Below are 19355 nucleotides of genomic sequence, written 5' to 3'. Positions count from 1 at the left end.
GCTTGGTGTTGAGCGGAGCTTAAGCCTTATTTTTATCATATAAGAAAGAATAAGTGTTTTGGGTTGGAGCGAACTATAATGAGAAGGAGTGACTGTGGTTTTGGTAAACCTGCAATTGTACATGCTTTTTTTCTTTTAATAGCTCATAATCGAAAATTCCTGCAATCGTGCAGGCTTTTTCGGTCTTTTTTAATTTCAGGATGGAAAAGCTAAAAATTTCTGCATATTAGCAGGATTTTCCACTTCTGAAACAATTTCAGCAAAATACCTGCACTTTCGCAGTTATTTTAGGCCGTTGAATAATAGTTCTCTTTGAACATTGGTGAAGCCAACGCCTTTATTTTACAATCAATGCTCTGGTATGATGAGAGAAATACAACAGATTGAAGGAGTTTCGTGCGTATGAAATTAAAGCTGTTTGGTGTCATTGTTCTGGCTCTCGGCTTATCTGCCTGTGGAAATAAACAAAATGAAACGCAGTCGGCGGCGGTAAAAGTGGATGTTCCGAAGATTTATCAAAATTTCTGCATCTCGTGTCATGGTAATCAATTACAAGGCGGACAAGGACCTAATATTCAAAAAGTGGGGGAACGATTAGACGAAGCGGAGATCATCAAGCGTATTCAAAAGGGTGGTGGCGGGATGCCGCCGTTCCAAGTGGCACTGAAAGAGGAAGAATTGAAAGCGTTGGCGTCATGGCTGGCGGGACTCAAATGATGTAAATTAATGTAAAAACTAAGGTTCCTTTAAGGTTAGCTACATAATTCCTTCACAATTGGTGTCTATAATAGGGGCAAGAGGAGAGTGATGCAATATGCACTTGAATTTGAAGCCCCGGAACCATCTTGCTAATAAGATGAGACCAAACCGTCTGGGAGCGACGATTTCGCTTTTATTATTTATGATTTGTTTACCACTACTTTCTGTTGTCGGAATGGAACTTCTTGAACGCGGTACTTTGCATGAAACGGCCCAATGGATAACATCCAACCAGTCACTTTTTCTATTAAATGTTGGACTATCCTTCTGTTTATTAGCTTTCATTTATGCGGTTGTAGGGTCATTAGCTATTTCCGGATCCATCACAACCTTGTTGCTTGGCCTTATGGCATTGATCTCTTATATGAAGGTGAAAATGATTGGGGAGCCGTTCTTCCCGTGGGATATTTTACTGAATAAAGAAAGTATGGATATAGCTTCGCTCGTAACAGGGAAAGCCGCACTTCTCCGAATCGGAGCTGTGGTTATCGCAGTCATCCTTGTATTTTTATTAAAATGGATACTCCCGCGCATATCATTTTCTATCATCAGTCGAATTGGTTTAGGGCTGTTCTCGCTCTATGCCTTATATGCATTTGCAATCAAAACACCTTTAGCTGGCAAAATTCTTGACCATTTGGGTGTAAACGAAATTGTGTGGAATCAGAAAGAAAACTATGCGAACAATGGACTAGCCCTAGCTTTCACCCTTAATGTCAAAAATTCGATCGTTCAAAAGCCAGAAACGTACAGTGATCAGAGTATTGCCACAGTTGCAGCTAACCTCCAGGAGGCAGGCACGCAAAAGGCAGGAATGAAAAAGTCCGCAGATGCGGATTCTCTAAAAGGGAAGAAACCGAACGTGATTTTCATTATGAGTGAAGCGTTCTGGGATCCTACTTTGCTAACGAATGTGACGTTCAGTGAAGATCCGGTGCCCACTATCCACCGTTTACAGAAGGAGTCGACATCCGGCTACCTATTGTCCCCCCAATTCGGTGGCGGTACCAGCAATGTGGAATTCGAAGTGTTGACGGGGAACTCGATGAGCTTCCTGCCAGGAGGATCCATTCCGTATCAACAATATATAACGAAACCTGTACCGAGCTTGGCGAGCTATTTTGCCGATCAGGGCTACAAAAGTATGGGGATTCACTCCTATGAAGGCTGGTTCTGGAACCGTAATTCGGTCTATAAGGAATTAGGCTTCGAAAGCTTTAAGAGCAGTGAACATTTTGTGAATCCCGAAATGAAGGGTTACTTTATCTCGGATGCCGAAGTGTCTAGAAGCATTATTGATGAAGTAGATAAAACTGAGGATCCAATGTTTATGTACACGGTAACGATGGAAAATCACGGGCCCTATGATGAACCTCGGTACGGAGAAAATCATTTCAAAGCGCAAGGTAACTTAACGCCTGAAGCAAAATCGATTCTTGAGACCTACGCGCAGGGCGCGCACGACGCGGATCAAAGCTTACAAATGCTGATCGATCATTTCCAACAATCGGATGAACCGACGATGATCGTATTCTATGGAGACCATTTGCCGATGCTGGGATTAGATTATCAAGTATATAAAGAAGCAGGCTTCATCCAAACCAGCAACGCGAATGATTGGTCGCTGGAAGAAGTAAAGAAGATGCACAGCATCCCGCTTGTGACTTGGTCGAACTTCGATATGCCGAAGCAGGACATCCCACTGCTCAGTGATTCCTTCCTCGGCGCCCACGTGCTGGATATGCTGCATATGGAAAAACCGGCTAATTTCAAATTGAATGCCGAATTAGCGGCGCAAGTGCCAGGACTACTAAGTAATCTTGTTGTTGATGAGAATCAAGAACTCCATGCTGCAGTCCCTGAATCCGCGCAAGCACTCCGTGATGACTACAGGAATGTTCAGTACGATTTACTATTCGGCAAGCAGTACTTGGCTGAGCATATCGATCATGACTATTTGACGAAAACCACTCAGGATAGCTATAACGCTGAATTTAATGAAAATGCTCCTCCGCAAGCTGCGGGATTAAGCAGCAATTCCCCGCCGGATAAGCCGGTGAGCGCGCAGTAAGAGAAGTCCCTATTTTGTTGCTTTGAGCAGCGAGACGGGGACTTTTTCGTTTTTAAAAATAATCATTGCCATGGTTAGGGGAATTTTGGTAATATAGACTTCCGTCTCTACGCGGCGGCTGCAAAAAAGCTAGTTGATAAGGATCAAAACAGCTCAGGAGGTGTTTTATGCTTTTCGCGGTTTTGGCGCGCAAGGCGTATGCGAGGAATTTGCAGTATCGCGGTTCGCATCTGCTGCACAATGCAGTGAGTGCGGTGTTTGGCTTTATTTATGCTAGCATCTGGACTGGCTTGGGGAGCGATTCGTCACTAGGCGAGTACGGTGCGAAAGGGATTGTAGGTTATATTGCTTTTAACCAGGCGATCCTTTGGATTACGCAGTTCACGACGAATGGGCTCGGGCTCGAGCAATCGGTGCGCACCGGGCAAATCGCGGTCGATCTCATGCGGCCGGTACACTTATTCTATCAGGCGATGAGCCGGGAATGGGGCCAGGTATATTATCAGTTTCTTTATAAATTTATCCCGATTTATGCCCTCTACTACTTCATTTTCTCCTTACAGCTTCCACATCACGCTTCGGTTTATGGCTGGACAGCGATTGCGCTCGTCTTGGCGGCATATATCTCCATTTGTACGAACTATTTGATAGGTGTTGCAGCTTTGTGGACCACAGAGTCACGTTGGTTTTACTGGGTTAATTATTCCTTCAGTATGCTGCTCTCCGGCTTTTTCATTCCTCTAGAATGGTTGCCAGGTTGGCTCCGCACGATTAGCTTTTACACACCATACCCCTATCTACTCTATTACCCAACTCGAATCTACATGCAGCTTGAACAAGGAACGGTTGTGCTCGGCGCTCTTCTATGGGGCATCGGGTTTACTTGTGTCTGTCTGGTAGTTACGCAGGGAGTTCGCAGAAAGCTGGAGGTGCAGGGCGGATGATGTCAGTAAGGCTGTATATGCTGCTGATCAAGGCGAGCTTGCGAAGCCGAATGCAGTATAAGTTTAACTTCATTTTTTCGACCGTGATGGCTTCTTTTGTACATCTCTCAGAATTTCTGATGGTAGCGCTGGTGATGATGCGTTTTGGCAATATCAAAGGCTGGACACTGTACGAGGTGTGCTATCTGTACGGGGTTATGATGATATCCAAAGCGATATATCGCACGCTGGCTTCCGATGTGCATCATCTAGAGAAATATCTCGTATCCGGTGATCTGGATGCGCTGCTCACACGGCCAGTCCCCGTGCTGCTGGCGCTGATGACGCAAAATTCACGACTGTTATTTGCCGAAGTAGGGCAAGGACTCATCTTACTTTTTATTGCTATGAAAACCTTAATGGCTACTGGACAAATCGGATGGTCAGCCGTACCTTTAACGGTGTTAATTATCCTAACGGGTGCCATTATTTTATTCGCCATCGGTTTAGCGACAGCGGCTGCTGGCTTCTGGTTGACCCGGATCGAATCCCTGCAAAATATGACCGAAGACGCTTCCCAAACCGCGGCGCGCTATCCGCTATCCTTGTATCCAAAGTGGCTGCAGGGCGCGCTGCTGGTGCTTGTTCCAGTTGGATTCGTCAATTACATACCTACCCTTTATTTGCTTAGACATCAAGGCGGCATCTGGATGCTGCTAGGAACCATTGCTGTTTCAATTGCTGCGCTCTGGCTGGCCATGCGCTTCTGGAAACTAGGATTATCGCGTTATCAAAGCACGGGGAGTTAATTCGAGGGCCAAATAAAAGGAGGGATCACAAGAAACATGATTACTGTAACGAATTTGCGCAAAACCTTTCAAACTCCGATAGTCAAAGAAGGCAGATTCTCCGGTGTTCGAACTTTGTTCTCACGAGCCTATAAAGAGAAGGAAGCGGTACGCGATGTAAGCTTCGAGATTGAATCTGGCGAGTTCGTCGGGTATATTGGACCTAATGGAGCAGGAAAGTCGACGACGATCAAAATGCTCACTGGCATTCTTCACCCCACCTCTGGTGAAGTGCTCATTCACGGCTATAGTCCTCAGAAGCATCGAAGGCGAGTCGTAAGGCAGCTCGGCGTTGTTTTCGGCCAGCGTAGTCAGCTGTGGTGGGATCTGCCGGTGAAGGATTCTTATGAGATCCTTACGGCCATGTATCGCGTGGAGGAAAGCACCGCCCGCCGCAGATTAGGCGAATTGACAGAGCTTCTCGAACTGAAAGAGCTGATGGACACGCCTGTCCGGAAGCTGTCTCTTGGGCAGCGGATGCGGGCCGATTTGGCGGCTTCGATGCTGCATGATCCGGATATTTTGTTTCTGGATGAGCCGACCATCGGGTTGGATGTTGTGGCCAAGCGGAATATTCGCGGCTTTCTTCAGACGTTAAATCGAGATTTCGGTAAAACGATTCTGCTGACTACGCATGATATGGATGACATCGAGCAATTGTGTGAACGGGTCATCGTGATCAACCATGGGCAAATCGGCTACGACGGCTCGATTGATGAGCTGCGGGACCGCATTGGCTTACCAACGATGATGAAGGTCACTTATCGAGGTGAAATCCAAGTTCCTGCTAGCTGGGAACTTCCATTTCGTGTAGTGGAGCAAGAAGCGAATTGTCTCACAATTGCGTGCAACCGCCAGGAGCTCAAGGCGATGGAAGTGCTGCGCATCGTCAGCAGTTGGGGCGATATGGATGACGTACATATGGAAGAGCCTGAGTTTGAAGAGGTGATCCACGGTGTATATAACTAGATTGAAGTGGAGTGAGACCGTATGCCTATCGAGAACGAAGAACGGGAGAGGGAAACGCAGCGCGTTGCCTCTGTACGTACAAATATACAACAGCGAATTGAAGAGCTGCGCCAAACGGTGGATGAACGCCGATCGGAAGCGACAGCGATTGGCCGCAGTTTCTGGGATGATATCTCGGTCAACGCGGATAATGCGGATGATTTGATTGAGACGGCGGCGAGTATGGCCCAGCAGGAGCATGTGCTGCAGGGCCAAGAACGCAGTTATCGCTTGGCGCAGGATGCGCTGCGTAAGCTGCAGCGCGTCGTCGATGCGCCGTATTTCAGCCGCATTGATTTCAAGGAACGCGGTGAGCAGGAGCGCGAGAAGATTTACATCGGATTGACATCTTTTATAGATGCCAAAACGGATGAAATTCTTATTTATGACTGGCGTGCGCCCATTGCGAGCCTGTTCTATGACTACCCGCCGGGCCCGGCGACGTATCGGACACCGGAGATGGATGTCAGCGGCGAGTTGATGCTCAAGCGCCAGTACATTATCAAAGCCGGCGTGCTGCAGGATGTGTTCGATACGGGGATCTCCATCGGTGACGAGATGCTTCAGCAGATGCTGAGCCGCAGCGCCGACGAGAAGATGCACAGTATTGTCACGACGATCCAGCGCGAGCAGAACCAAATTATCCGCGATGATCGGCACAAGGTGCTGGTCGTGCAAGGGGCCGCCGGCAGTGGTAAAACTTCTGTCGCCCTGCAGCGCATCGCGTATTTGCTCTACAAATATCGGACGACGCTAAGCGCCGACAATATGATTCTGTTCTCGCCGAACTCCCTGTTCAGCGACTACGTCTCTCACGTACTGCCGGAGCTAGGCGAAGCTACCATGCAGCAGACGACATTCCAAGACTATTTAACACATAAATTAAGCGAAACCGGTTTGACGTTGGAAGATCCCTACGATCAATTGGAGTTCATTCTTACGGGAACGGATCAAGATCCCGCCTATGCGGCGCGGCTGCAAAGCATTCATTACAAAACGTCCGCTGCTTTCCTCAGTGTCATTGAAGCTTATGGAGAGAAGCTAAAAAGTGGCGGAATCCGTTTCCAAGATCTATCGGTAGGTAAGAAAGTGTTGATTACCGCCGATGAGCTTAGCGAACGGTTTTACAGCAAGTCCTCCATTCTTGCTCTGGGTGAACGGATGGAACAATTATCAGAGTGGATGCTGGAGAAGCTGGATGAGTTTCAAGCGGATGTACAGAAGAGATTTTATCGTAAAATGGTACGGGAGCCGAAATATGTGGGCACCGAGCCAGAGATGAAAAAGATGAGCAAGGTCAAAGCGCATAAAGCGATTGCTCCTCTTAAGGAGAAGGCGCGCAAGCTCGCTTATGTGGACGTGCTCGGGATGTATCAAGATCTTTATACAAATCGTGAGCTGCATCAAGAGCTCATGCACGATGAGGGGCAGCGCTTACCCGCTGCTTGGGACACGATCAGCGCGTTTACCGCTGACGCGCTTGCTAGGGGCATGCTGCACTACGAAGATGCGACACCACTTGTCTATTTGAAAGGTCTCGTTGAGGGGCAACTGCGCGTAGGTACCATCCGTTATTGTCTCGTGGATGAGGCGCAGGATTACTCGCCGTTTCACTATGCGTACTTGAAGAAGCTGTTCCCGCGAGCTCGGTTTACCCTGCTCGGGGACTGGAATCAAGGGATCTTCACCCATGCGAACGCGAGCAGCGGTACGGATGGCGAAGGGCAAACGAGCGAGTACAGCTCCATTAGCGAGCTGATGAAAGAAGACGAGACGGAGACGATCCGCCTCGTCAAGAGCTACCGCTCGACGCGCGAAATCGTCGATTTCGCTAGTCGCGTGCTGCCGGGCGGCGAGCCGATCGAGCCGTTCAGCCGCAGCGGCGAGACGCCGCGTGTGCTACGCGCGGCGGACGAGACCGAGCTCAGCCGCCTCGTGGCTGAGGCGGCAATCGCTAGACGCGACGGCGGCGCAAGCTCCGTCGCGATCATTTGCAAGACCGAGCGCGAGACGCGCCGCGCGCACGCCAGCCTGAAGCCGCTGCTGCCGGGACTCGCGCGGATCACCAAAGAGACGCTGCACTATGAGGCAGGCGTCATGATCCTGCCGGCGTACCTCGCCAAAGGGCTCGAGTTCGACGCGGTTATTCTCTACGATGCCGGGGCGGCTGTCTACGCGGAAGCGAAGGAGCGCAAGCTGTTTTACACCGCTTGTACCCGTGCCCTTCATCACCTAGACGTGTTCTATCTAGGTGAATTAACACCTTTTCTCCTGAATAAATAGTTATTCGTCCATACATATCTGCCCTGCCCGACATAGGATATATCGAGCAACAAGAAAAGGTTATAGCAGGCAGAAGGGAGGAATAACCATGTCAGGCGTTGGATATTCTAACACAGCAGTCGTATTGGTATTGTACATTCTGTTGGTCATCATTCTTGCAACATTCTAATAAATAAAAATAGAATGCAAAAAACCGCCTTCCGATGAATCGGAGGGCGGCTTTTTGACATGGGGTTTTGGGGTACGGCAAGCAAAAAGGAAAAAAACAAAAAGCTACAAGTTGTCCGTAAGCAACTACCTTCTGTCAGGGGATGAACAACCTGCATTTTATACATGATAAAACATACAAAAAGTAGAATGATTGGGGATGACCTGCAAATGATACATCTAAAATGATCACTTTATCCGCTGTTGGCGCTTTTTGAGCAAATGAGATGCAGGTTTTACAGGTAAGTACCTTGAAAACGGCAAATCCTTTAAAATGAGATGTACTTTTTGCAGGTCGAGGCTGGTCGGGCTGGGCAGATTGGGCAGCCTGGTCAGCAGACCGTGAAGTTTATTTGTTTGACTTGCTGGAAACCGAAAAGATACAGCTTGGTTTTGCATGGGTTTTTGATCGGACGGTCAACTTTTTGAATGTCCCCAAGTCTCGCTGAATATCAGATTACTCAGGCTCCTGCGTTTTTCCCAATTGGCAGTTTCCAAAATGGGCTTCTCTGGATAATTTTCAGTGAATCCAATTGATAGCAAAGCGACTGGATCAATATGAGGAGGTATCCCTAGGATATCTCGCACATCGTTTTTCTTATAGAAGCTTACCCAGCCCAGCGCTAATCCCTCTGCACATGCGGCTAGCCACATGTTTTGAATCGCGCAAGCAACGGACATGATATCGGTTTCTGGTATAGAATTTCTCCCAAGAACATGAGAACCGCCGCGTGTTGGGTCACATGTCACACAAATCGTGATTGGGGCCTGTTTGATGCCTTCGATCTTGAGATTGAGAAATTCGTCTTGGCGCGTATCTTCATAGTGAATGGCCAAAGCTCGTCTCTCTTTATCTGCCGCCCAAGCCAAACGCTCTTTCACTTTATCCGTGGAGATTATGATGAAATTCCAGGGCTGCATGAATCCCACTGAAGGACCATGGTGCGCTGCATTTAGCAATTTCATGATCGTTTCTTCCGGGATAGGATCCGATAAAAATGTTCGTACATCCCTCCTGGTATAAATGCTCTTGTACAAGCCTTCCTTTTCTTCTTCCGTAAACATTCCTTCACCTCACCCCTTCACTAAGCTCCCGTGCTATGTAATTATTCATTAAATTTACACCCTCGCTTCTCTTTTTGCAATCGATGGAAGACCTAATTTCGATAGGCGCCTAAATCTAATTTATCGCACCGCATAAATCCACATCAATTGGAAATCTTAACTATAAAAAGTTTCCACCTAATACCAATGTGGGAGATTAGATTATGTCCGGATCCAAGAAAATTAGCGCGCTTCAATTATATTTTATCTTAATCCTATCCATTGGCATTACGAACCATGTCATATTAATTCCTGTGCTGCTTCATTTCGGCAAGCGTGATTCCTGGGTTGGCGCAGCGTTATCTCTGATTCCTTTGCTCCTATGGGTATGTCTGCTTTATATCGTTGTTAATCGTACGAAACAGCAGAATATGATGGAGTGGATCAAACAAAAATTTGGGAAAGTGGTCGTTTTTCCATTCAAACTAGGTCTTATTGCCATTTGTTTTGCGCATTCGGTAATAACCATAAAAGATATGGTGACATGGACACATGTGACCTATTTACCTCGAACACCGCCATTCTTAATTGCTCTTCTGTTTATGTTCTTTTGCTTCTTCGCAGCGAGATCTGGGTTGCGGGCGATTGCAATCACCTCAGGCATATTGCTGCCGATAGTAGTTTTGCTTGGGTATTTTGTGATGGGAGCTAATTTCCAAAATAAAGACTACAGCCTGCTTACACCTCTATTTACACACGGTTATGGACCTACACTTACATCCATCATGTTAACTTGTGGCGCCTCCTTCGAACTGCTAGCTATTTTATTCCTCCAGCATCATGTAGATACGCGCATTCGGCTCTCAGCTTTATTCATTCTTGCAGCATGTATGATTGGACTTACCATTGGACCGTTAACGGGCGCTATAGCCATATTCGGTCCTTTTGAAGCCGCTGATCTAAGGTATCCTGCCTTTGAACAGTGGCGCATGATTACCTTGGGGAAATATATTTCCCACTTAGATTTCTTGTCTATTTTCCAATGGATATCAGGGGCTTGTGTCCGGACGTCGATGTTCATGTTTCTTAGTGTGGATGTTATTGGTATACAAAAGAAGCGCACTAGGACCCTAGTCCTGTTAGGGATTAGCCTGTTGTTTCTAGCGGCGAGCTTGTACCCAATTACAGACAACCAGATGGTGCATCTGATTCAAAATAGATTTTATCCCATCATGTTTGGTGTAGGTTTAAGCATGCTTCTTGTCTTGCTTGTGATGTCTATCCTGCCGGGGAAACGAAAGGAGAAGAATGCCTAATGAATGAGCAGGATTTACGAGATTGGTTTGCGTTGTCTGACGATGTCATCGTGAAGTCTTACCGATTATCGGATACTCATCCGAAGGGGCGAGTGATACTCATGTATTGTGAAGGTATGACCAATATGGATCATATCGAGAATCTCGTTCTGCCTAAGCTTGAAGGTCTATTCAAAAATGAACTGGATATGAGTGCGTCTAAGCTTGATGTGAATACGATGCTTCAATTGATTGAAATTACGGGTTCTAATGCCATGGAATCGATGACGGTTTCGTTGTATGCAGGATCGCTGATCTTATTTTTCGAAGAGACGCAATTGCTGTATGCACTGGATATTTCTGCGCCGCCCAACCGCTCTCCGGAGGAATCAAGTACAGAGACATCCATCAAAGGTCCAAGAGACGCCTTTACAGAAAGCATCGTTACGAATATCGCGCTCGTTCGCAAACGCTTGCTGACACGTAGTCTTTGCATTGAAAAAAAGCAAATCGGGACGAGAAGTAACACTTCTGTAGCTCTTCTCTATATTGGCGATGTAATAAATCCGAATATCCTCCAGGAAGCAAAGCAGCGGCTTCAAGCTATTAACGTTGATGCCCTGATTAGCAGCTCGCAATTAGAAGAAGAGATGTCAGGGACGAAATACCCATTCTTTCCCCTTTTGGATTATGCGGGTAGACCTGATTATGTAGCTGATAGCTTGCTGCGCGGACGATTCGCGGTCATCGTGGATGGTTCCCCCATGGTTCTTATTGCGCCAGCGAATTTGATGTATATATTGAAATCCCCCGAAGATGTGCACTCCCCGTACTATTATGTCGCGTTTGAACGTGTATTGCGGATAGGCGGGTTGATCGTGTCAGCATTATTGCCTGGTTTTTGGATTTCACTATCCGCCTTTAATCTGGACCAAATCCCGTTTCCCTTAGTAGCCACTATTGCTACATCCAGGTTAGGATTACCCTTGTCAGGTCCGATGGATTTTATTATCATGCTGCTGCTTTTCGAATTGTTCCGTGAAGCGGGAGCGCGGCTGCCCAAGGTGGTAGGACAAACCGTTACTGTTGTAGGTGGGCTAATTGTTGGGGACGCCGCAATACGCGCGGGAATCACGAGCCCTACAACATTAGTAGTGACCTCCATATCGACGATATCGATGTACACCCTAGTGAACCAATCGCTAGCGGGAACGATTACCGTGCTCCGGATCATGATTTTGTTGATATCCACAATTTTCGGTATTTACGGATTTATGGTATCCCTCATGGGGCTCGTTTTATATTTATCCACATTAGAATCGTTCGGTGTTCCTTACTTGTCGCCCTTGTCGCCGCCTCAGTTTAGGGATATCATCCCTGCCATTTTGGCCAAGCCGTGGAGCAAAATGAAGCGAAGACCGAAAGCATTACATCCGAAAGATGACACGCGCCGAGGTGGGGAGTCTTCGTGATAACGAAAGGTTTAGGACGACTGGCCATCGGAATGCTGCTTCTGGTTAGTCAGACAGGGTGTTGGGATATGAAGACGATCCAAGACACGAATTACATTACTGCGGTAGGCTTCGATTATCAAAAAGGTCGTTACGTGGTGTATTGTCAAATGTTAGACTTTTCCAGCGTGGCTAAACAGGAGGGCGGTAAAGGAGGGCAAACCCCTGCGATTTGGGTCGGACAAAAGGAAGGGGATACGGTTAGTGCGGCGTTCGCCCATTTGCACAAAACCATACAGCAGCGAACCTTTTGGGGGCATGTGGGCGCTTATGTTTTTACAAGAGAGGCCCTGAAGCAAGGTGTAGGCAAATTTACGGACAGTTCAGTACGCTATGGGGAAACAAGGTTTACCCCTTGGGTTTATAGTACGGATGAGCCGATTGAGACGATTTTTTCGGTCATCCCTTTTTTCAATGTCTCCCCTTTGGCCTCTATTCTTATGCAGCCTGAAGATAATTACCTTCAACGATCTTTTATTCGTCCGCTCAAATTGTTCAGGTTTGCTGCGCAAACTAGAGAACCTGGGAACACTGTAATGATGCCCACCTTGGCCATTCGCAAGGATGTATGGGTGAAAAATGAAAAACCAGATCCTAAATTAGAAGTAAGCGGAGTCTATGCGATAGCTAAAAAAAATCACGTGGAATGGCTATCAGAGGATCAGTTCAAAGGAGCGCGCTGGTTAGAAAACAGCACCGTCCGTACGCCTATGGTCGTTTATATAAATGGGGAGGCAAAACAATCTGTTACTATTCAGAAGCCTAAAGCCCGCATTACGCCGCGAATGAATGGAGATCACCCCCTATTCGATATTCATATCGAAGCCAAGGCAGTCGTTGCCGAATTGATAGAAAATGTGGATGAAGGTACGCTGAAAAATCAGATCTCCAAACAAATCATAGAGGAAATCGACCAAACGTTTAAGCAGGGAAGAAAGCATGATACGGATATCTATCAGCTCGAGCATGTGCTATATAAGCAAGCTTTTCCGGAGTGGTCTAAGCTTACAACTAACGGTGAGAAACCGCTGGAAAATTATCAATTAGGCGATATAAAAGTAGATATCCAGCTATCCCATTCCGGGATGCTTAAGATGAGAGAATACGAGCAGCAGTACTAGCTATTGATCCATATTTGAAGCCTTCATCTCCGCAGATTTTGCGGTTTTGGAGGCTTTTTTTATAAAAATTTAAGAATTGTTTTAGGCACGGTTAATAGGTGATTTAGAGGCAGTTAATTCGGAGGGGATATGATGAATACATGGAAGCGAGGAACGCATCCAAATTAGATAGAGCGTATGAATACGCGGAGGAAATAAGATATGAATAAGAAGTTAGCGATGATGGGATTAGGCGTTGCGGTAGGCAGCATGATGCTAGTGACCTCAGTATATGCAGGTGTGGGAGACGCTCCCGGGTATGAGACATTCAAATCAGCATTCAAACAAACTGCAGCGGTGAAGAATGTAACACGCCAGGTGAATGTGTCTCTACAAGACAATGGGGCTTCATTACTCAATGTGAAATCAACCATCAAGAGCACTGGCGTCGATCAAGCGGGCAGCGCGGTAGTCAACGTGAAAAGCGGAACGGATGAGCAAACGATTCACTTCTACAGCCAAGATGGGAAGCAGATTGTAAAAACAGAGGATTCCGAAGTGTATAAAGTGCTGGAAGGTGAAGGTATGCCAGGCAAGTTCAAAGGGCATGACCAAGCAAACCATACACCTGACCCGCAAGTGATTAGCGAAGTGGAAAATGTAGTCGATGCATTGGTTGGCAACCTGAAGAACTATGTAACGATGAGTGAAGCACCTGGTAATGTGAAGGACATTCATTTCAAACTTTCCGGTAGTCAGATTTCACCTGTTGTGAACACGATTGGCTCGCTGGTTATTAAACACGGCACGGCAGAGAACAGTCACCGTCCAATTCCGGCTAAAGCGGATACCCTTGGTGTAGATGTAACGACACTCAAAAACAGTCTGCCTCAGCTTGTAACGGACATCAAAATGGATGAGGTCGAAATGAACGCTAGCGTGGATGCGGATAACCACATTACGAATCAAACGGCACAAATTCATATTTCCGGTAAAGATGCTCAGGGTGCAGCGCATGATGTGGTCTTGAGTGTGGATATGTCACTATCTAGTCTGAACACGACAACGCCGGATACGATTGATTTGACCGGAAAACAAGTGGAGAATGTGAAGTTTGATGAGAATTCCCACAAAAACTGGGGAGAGAAACATTAATAGAACGACTAGAGGAGGATTCAACGCTCGTTGACCTCCTCCTTCATTCTGAAAGGCGGCCCATTCATGAAACCGGTAGTAGAAATTAAGAACCTCACGAAAACTTATAAAAATTTGCGCGGCATCCATCAAGTGAATATGACGGTGCAGCAAGGCGATATCTACGGCTTCTTCGGTCCCAATGGCGCTGGTAAAACATCGGTCATGAAGATCATGACTGGTCTAACAAAAGCGCAGGAAGGCGAAGTGAAGCTGTTCGGCCATGATGTATCTACTCATTATGAGCAGGCAATGGCGAAGGTTGGCGTGCTGATTGAAACAGCGGAAGCTTACACCTATATGAGCGGCAAGCGGAATCTGGAGCTAGCGGCGCGCTTTTATCCTGAGACCAACAAGCAGCGAGTGGACGAAGTACTGGAGATTGTCGGACTCACCCCTTTTCAGCACGAAAAGGTTGCTGGCTACTCACTGGGGATGAAGCAGCGGCTCGGACTAGCGGCAGCGATGCTGTCGAAGCCTGAATTGCTTATTCTCGATGAGCCGACCAACGGGCTCGATATTGAAGGGATGGTTCATATTCGGGAAATCATCATGCACTTAGCGCGTGAAGAGCGAATTACCTTCCTCATCTCCAGCCATCTCATTCATGAAATGGAGCTGATGTGCAATCGCATGGGCATCATTCATCAAGGGCGGCTTGTCCGTGAGGGACTCATCTCTGAATTAGCCAAAGGCAGCGCGACGCTGGAAGAAGCGTACTTGCGCGAAATCAAGGAAGTCAGGAGGCTCGCGGCCCATGCATAGCTTAACCGCCAACGTTTGGAATGAAACGATCAAACTCGCATCGAAGAAAAAAACCATATTCTTCCTAGTTGTTACGCTGTTACTTCCGGTTATTGCAGGCTTATTGCTTGCACGCTTTCAAAACGGCATCGGCATTGGAGCCATTGCATCGGGTGATTTCCCTATCGTCATGCTCGGATTGTTTACGAGTATATTCCTGCCTTTGTTCGTGTTCATGGGAGCCGCGGATGTATTCGCTGGTGAAATGGGTGAACGCACGATGAAAAATACACTCACTCGGCCCATCACACGGTTTAAAGTTTTCGCATCTAAGCAAATTGCACTGGGCGTGTACATTGCGCTTTATTTAATCGCAGCCTTGCTGGCTTCGATCTTGTCTGCTTTATTTTTCCAACATTTCGGAGGCGGTCGCACAGTCATTACGTGGTTCCTTGCCTATGGCTCGGCGTTCGTTCCTTTGCTTGTGCTCAGTATTGCAGCCGTGTTTCTTGCGCAGTTTTTCTCAAGCAGCAGCTCCGCATTGACCGTGAGCATTCTTCTTTATTTGGCGTTTAAAGTAGCCGCTTTTTTCATACCGCAAATTGCAACTTACTCACCAACAGCCTACACAGATTGGCATATGCTCTGGATTGGCAGTTCGATGGCCATTGGCAAGATGAGCAGCATCTTTATGTTTTTGATGGCGTGTAGTATATTGTTTTTTACAGCAGGATATTATTTGTTTGATAAAAAGGAGATTTGATCCGGATGTCGATTCGTTTACGGCTGGTACTTTCTTATATAGCCATGCTGCTTGTACCACTAGTGCTCTCCGTGCTAGCCGTGATCTTAATCAGCGTCGCAACGTTTGGGAATCTGAAGTCTGTCTTTCAAGTCGATTTCTCCCAAGGCAATCCGATCAAACGCGTAGTTGACCAAGAGCTGGAAAATGTCGCCTATATGAAAGCGAAGACGGATACAGAACCGGATGCTTTCTTGGATCCAGCATTCGTGAAGGATCTAGAGGCAAAATTCCATAAAATTAATATGGGCATCATCATCCGAAAGGATAAAGAGATTACGTACGTTTCACCGTACATTAAGCAGGGTGAGGCCGAGGATACCTCCAAGCTGCCTTCATTTGGCACATCATCCGGTCAATTTCAGAGGAATCAAGGTTCCCTGTGGATAACTAGGCAGCAGGATTTTTTATTTTCAGATAAAAGTAAAGGCTCTGTCTTCGTTTTTCTGGATGGCGGCCCCTTTCAAAAGTATCTTCACCAATTTTCAAAATCCGTCATTGTGACGTTTATTCTCATTCTTGTATTGACGAACGGGGTACTGACTTATTTCGTTTCTCGCAGTATTATTAGACCTCTAAGAAAGCTCAAACGTGCGGCGGAGGAAATCAAGGAAGGTAATCTCGACTTTGAGATTGTACCGCATTCCGATGATGAAATTGGCGAGCTTAGTACGGCATTTGAAGAAATGCGTCGTAAGCTCAAGAAGTCCGTGGAGGTTCAGCTTCAATATGAAGAGAACCGCAAGGAGCTTATTTCGAATATTTCCCACGATCTTAAGACGCCGGTTACGGCCATTAAAGGATATGTCGAGGGGATTATGGACGGTGTATCGAATTCCCCAGACAAGCTGGATCGGTACATTCGAACCATCTATAACAAAGCAGCTGATATGGACCGGCTTATTGATGAATTATTTCTGTTCTCCAAGCTGGATTTGGGCAAAGTGCCCTTTCAATTCGAGAAGGTAGATCTCGGACAATACGTGTTGGATTGCGCGCAGGAGTTGCAGTTCGATATGGAGAAAAAAGGCGTTCAGTTCGCGCTCACAGAGCTGCCGAAGTCACCGCTGTATGTAACAGCAGACCGTGACAAGCTCAGACGTGTACTGCTCAATATTATCGAAAATGCGATAAAATATAGTGAAGAAGGTAAATGCCACATTACCTTAACGTTGAGAGAGATAGACGGCAATGCCGTCATTCAAATAAAAGATAGAGGTCAAGGCATATCGGAAGAGTCGCTTCCTCATATATTTGATCGGTTCTACCGGGCAGATCCTTCACGTAATACAGCAACCGGGGGAAGCGGGCTGGGACTTGCGATAGCCAAACAAATTATGGAAGAGCACGGCGGGAGAATCAGCGCATCCAGTATCATTGGGCGTGGGACGACCGTATACATGGCATTACCGCTTAGTCAGCAGGGGGAGAGCGAAGGATGAGTCGAATCTTAATTATTGAAGACGAGCAAAGTATTGCCGAGCTGGAGCGGGATTATTTGGAGATCAGCGGCTACGAAGTCGATATCGAAAACAGCGGTGACAAGGGGCTCCAGCGAGCCCTCTCCACGGAGTATGATCTCATCATTCTCGACCTGATGCTGCCAAAGGTGGATGGCTTCGAAATCTGCCGGCGTATTCGCAGTGAGAAGGACATTCCCATCGTGATGGTTTCCGCTAAAAAGGAAGACATCGATAAAATCCGCGGCCTCGGCCTCGGCGCTGACGACTACATGATCAAGCCCTTCAGCCCCAGCGAACTGGTGGCCAGAGTCAAAGCCCATTTAGCCCGCTATGAACGGCTGATGGGTCGTCGCGAAACGCGGAATGATGAAGTCCGCATCCGCGGTTTGATGATTGATAAAACAGCGCGCCGTGTTTTTGTCAACGAGAAAGAAGTCGTCTTCACGACGAAAGAATTCGATCTGCTCACCCACCTGGCGATGAATCCGAATCGGGTGTACAGCAAAGAGCAGCTTTTTGACCTCCTATGGGGAATGGACGCCATGGGAGAAATCGCGACAGTAACGGTACATATTCGCAAACTGCGCGAGAAAATCGAGCAAGATCCGTCCAACCCGCAATACATCGAAACCATCTGGGGAGCGGGATATCGGTTTCGGATTTAACGGGAAAGGGGCTGTCCCAAAAGTAGATCATCTACTTGAGGACAGCCCTCTTTTCTTTAAACTAGACTTATTCTCAAGGAATAGCCAACCAACCTCAAGGCTCACTTTGACAAGCCTCAAAGCAGGAAGAGTTGAAATCCTCGGTTGCTCTTCATATTGGCCAAACAAACTCTCGGGCTCTATCATACGACTTACGGATAGTTCATAGCCTTCTTCGCTCCGCAGCTTCTGTCCCACAAATGATAAATCAATTAGAGGGGGAACGTAATGACGCTATTTACGGGAAAATGCGCTAATTCAAGCAAACGAGGAACGTAGCGACGTTATTTCGCTGTTTTTAGCTTCGGATCGCTCAAATTTCATCAAATAACGCCCTCTCGTTCCGCCAATTCAGTTTTCAGCTCATTTTAACCAATTTAGCGGCTTCTCGTTCCGTTAAGATCAACTCTGCCTCCAAAGACCTCCTTGACGGCGTCGCCCTGAGATAAGCGCGTTTTCCGAGCCTATCTCGGCGGACGTCATTCGAGAGCGCGTTTTCCGCGCCTATCTCGAGGGACGCCAGCGAGGGCGCGTTTTCTGCCTATTTGATGGTGTTGTAATTAGCAAGTAGGCATTTACTAATTCACAATGTTAAGATATTGTAAAGGTTATTTACAAAGAGGAGATAACTTACAATGATGCTATCCGTGGATGTAAACATTTTAATGAGATTAGGAATTTCTGCAATTTTCGGTTTAATTATTGGCTTAGAACGTGAAATCAGGAATAAACCGCTTGGTCTGAAGACCTCACTAGTTATTTGCTTGAGCAGTTGTTTGTTGACGATAGTTTCCATCGAATCAGCAAATAAATATGCGGTTGCGGGACTTCATGTCATGGATCCTATGCGGCTTGCTGCGCAAGTAGTCAGTGGGATTGGTTTCCTCGGTGCAGGGGTGATTCTTCGCAAGCACAATGATGTCATTGTCGGATTAACAACGGCTGCAATGATCTGGGGAGCGGCTGGACTTGGTATCGCAGTTGGGGCAGGCTTTTTTGTGGAAGCCTTTTTTGGACTCGTATTAATTATGATTAGTGTCGTCCTTTTACCTTACTTTATTAAGAAAATGGGCCCGAGACCCCTGATAATGAAAGACCTGCGCGTTAGGCTCGTCGTCTCCCATGACGGCAATTTAACGACGATTATCAAAGCGATCATTGCCAAAGGCTACAAAATGAAAAGCGTACACATCAAAGAGCTGAACCAAGACCAGCAAGAGCTGAATTTCATCGTGTACATTGATCGGAAATATGCTTCGGAAGTGTATGATGAGTTGAAAAGTATGGATTACATTGAGATTGCAGAAGTTGAGACTTTGTAGGTGAATGGAGTAGAAATAGGATCGGATTGTGTTTTTGACGCAATCGGGTCCTTTTTGCGTTTAAGAGGAGTCAGCAG

The 19355-nt window shown here is 46.8% G+C and carries 16 protein-coding genes and 1 pseudogene; 15 read left to right on the top strand and 2 right to left on the bottom strand.

Translation table 11 applies throughout. The annotated features are described in order from the left end of the window. Nucleotides 1-402 precede the first annotated feature (402 nt). From NYR53_RS30220 to helD, 6 genes are all read left to right on the top strand, one after another. The gene (locus tag NYR53_RS30220; protein WP_047687147.1) at nt 403-717 is read left to right on the top strand and encodes a c-type cytochrome; all 315 of its coding nucleotides are present in this window, start codon (nt 403-405) and stop codon (nt 715-717) included. Nucleotides 718-814: 97 nt separating this feature from the next. Beyond that, nucleotides 815-2830 (top strand): LTA synthase family protein, encoded by a 2016-nt coding sequence (locus NYR53_RS30215; RefSeq protein WP_261302735.1) that lies wholly within the window; start codon nt 815-817, stop codon nt 2828-2830. 167 nt (nt 2831-2997) lie between these two features. Then, the gene (locus tag NYR53_RS30210; RefSeq protein ID WP_261302734.1) at nt 2998-3774 is read left to right on the top strand and encodes an ABC transporter permease; all 777 of its coding nucleotides are present in this window, start codon (nt 2998-3000) and stop codon (nt 3772-3774) included. Continuing rightward, nucleotides 3771-4562: an ABC transporter permease gene (locus tag NYR53_RS30205; RefSeq protein WP_261302733.1), complete on the top strand. Its 792-nt coding sequence runs from the start codon at nt 3771-3773 to the stop codon at nt 4560-4562. The genes NYR53_RS30210 and NYR53_RS30205 overlap by 4 nt, the downstream gene beginning before the upstream one ends. A 36-nt stretch (nt 4563-4598) precedes the next feature. Continuing rightward, nucleotides 4599-5570, top strand: coding sequence for an ABC transporter ATP-binding protein (locus NYR53_RS30200; protein WP_261302732.1), 972 nt, complete (start codon nt 4599-4601; stop codon nt 5568-5570). 21 nt (nt 5571-5591) lie between these two features. Then, nucleotides 5592-7892: an RNA polymerase recycling motor HelD gene (gene helD / locus NYR53_RS30195; RefSeq protein WP_261302731.1), complete on the top strand. Its 2301-nt coding sequence runs from the start codon at nt 5592-5594 to the stop codon at nt 7890-7892. 624 nt (nt 7893-8516) lie between these two features. Here helD and bluB read toward each other — a convergent pair. Beyond that, on the bottom strand, nt 8517-9164 hold the full coding sequence (bluB, locus tag NYR53_RS30190; protein ID WP_261302730.1) for a 5,6-dimethylbenzimidazole synthase: 648 nt from the start codon (nt 9162-9164) through the stop codon (nt 8517-8519). A gap of 203 nt (nt 9165-9367) precedes the next feature. On the opposite strand from bluB, the gene NYR53_RS30185 reads away from it, so the two are divergent. The 8 genes from NYR53_RS30185 to NYR53_RS30150 all read left to right on the top strand — a co-directional run bounded on the left by NYR53_RS30185 (nt 9368) and on the right by NYR53_RS30150 (nt 17917). After that, nucleotides 9368-10459: a GerAB/ArcD/ProY family transporter gene (locus tag NYR53_RS30185; RefSeq protein ID WP_261302729.1), complete on the top strand. Its 1092-nt coding sequence runs from the start codon at nt 9368-9370 to the stop codon at nt 10457-10459. Further along, nucleotides 10459-11910, top strand: a complete 1452-nt coding sequence (locus tag NYR53_RS30180) for a spore germination protein (RefSeq protein ID WP_261302728.1) — start codon at nt 10459-10461, stop codon at nt 11908-11910. The genes NYR53_RS30185 and NYR53_RS30180 overlap by 1 nt, the downstream gene beginning before the upstream one ends. Further along, entirely contained in the window at nt 11907-13070 is a 1164-nt protein-coding gene (locus NYR53_RS30175; protein ID WP_261302727.1) for a Ger(x)C family spore germination protein, read from the top strand. Before NYR53_RS30180 ends, NYR53_RS30175 begins: the two co-directional genes overlap by 4 nt. A gap of 201 nt (nt 13071-13271) precedes the next feature. After that, nucleotides 13272-14204, top strand: a complete 933-nt coding sequence (locus tag NYR53_RS30170; RefSeq protein ID WP_261302726.1) for a hypothetical protein — start codon at nt 13272-13274, stop codon at nt 14202-14204. A gap of 66 nt (nt 14205-14270) precedes the next feature. Next, on the top strand, nt 14271-15008 hold the full coding sequence (locus NYR53_RS30165) for an ABC transporter ATP-binding protein (protein ID WP_261302725.1): 738 nt from the start codon (nt 14271-14273) through the stop codon (nt 15006-15008). Then, nucleotides 15001-15750: a DUF2705 family protein gene (locus NYR53_RS30160; RefSeq protein WP_261302724.1), complete on the top strand. Its 750-nt coding sequence runs from the start codon at nt 15001-15003 to the stop codon at nt 15748-15750. The genes NYR53_RS30165 and NYR53_RS30160 overlap by 8 nt, the downstream gene beginning before the upstream one ends. Before the next feature lie 5 nt (nt 15751-15755). Next, a complete protein-coding gene (locus NYR53_RS30155; RefSeq protein WP_261302723.1) occupies nt 15756-17231 on the top strand; it encodes a sensor histidine kinase in 1476 nt (491 codons plus the stop codon). Continuing rightward, entirely contained in the window at nt 17228-17917 is a 690-nt protein-coding gene (locus NYR53_RS30150) for a response regulator transcription factor (RefSeq protein ID WP_029194561.1), read from the top strand. The genes NYR53_RS30155 and NYR53_RS30150 overlap by 4 nt, the downstream gene beginning before the upstream one ends. 27 nt (nt 17918-17944) lie before the next feature. Here the strand turns inward: NYR53_RS30150 and NYR53_RS34685 are convergent. Continuing rightward, nucleotides 17945-18148: pseudogene (locus NYR53_RS34685) on the bottom strand (transposase); the annotation flags it as partial. A gap of 446 nt (nt 18149-18594) precedes the next feature. Here NYR53_RS34685 and NYR53_RS30145 point away from each other — a divergent pair. Continuing rightward, nucleotides 18595-19278 carry an MgtC/SapB family protein gene (locus NYR53_RS30145; protein ID WP_437180204.1) on the top strand — a complete coding sequence of 228 codons (684 nt, stop codon included), beginning with the start codon at nt 18595-18597 and terminating at the stop codon, nt 19276-19278. Nucleotides 19279-19355: the final 77 nt, after the last annotated feature.

Origin of the sequence: Paenibacillus andongensis (assembly GCF_025369935.1) — a bacterium.
GTDB lineage: Bacteria > Bacillota > Bacilli > Paenibacillales > NBRC-103111 > Paenibacillus_E > Paenibacillus_E andongensis.
The sequence above is the reverse complement of the archived record's forward strand: the minus strand, read 5'-3'. Positions and strand labels throughout refer to the sequence as shown.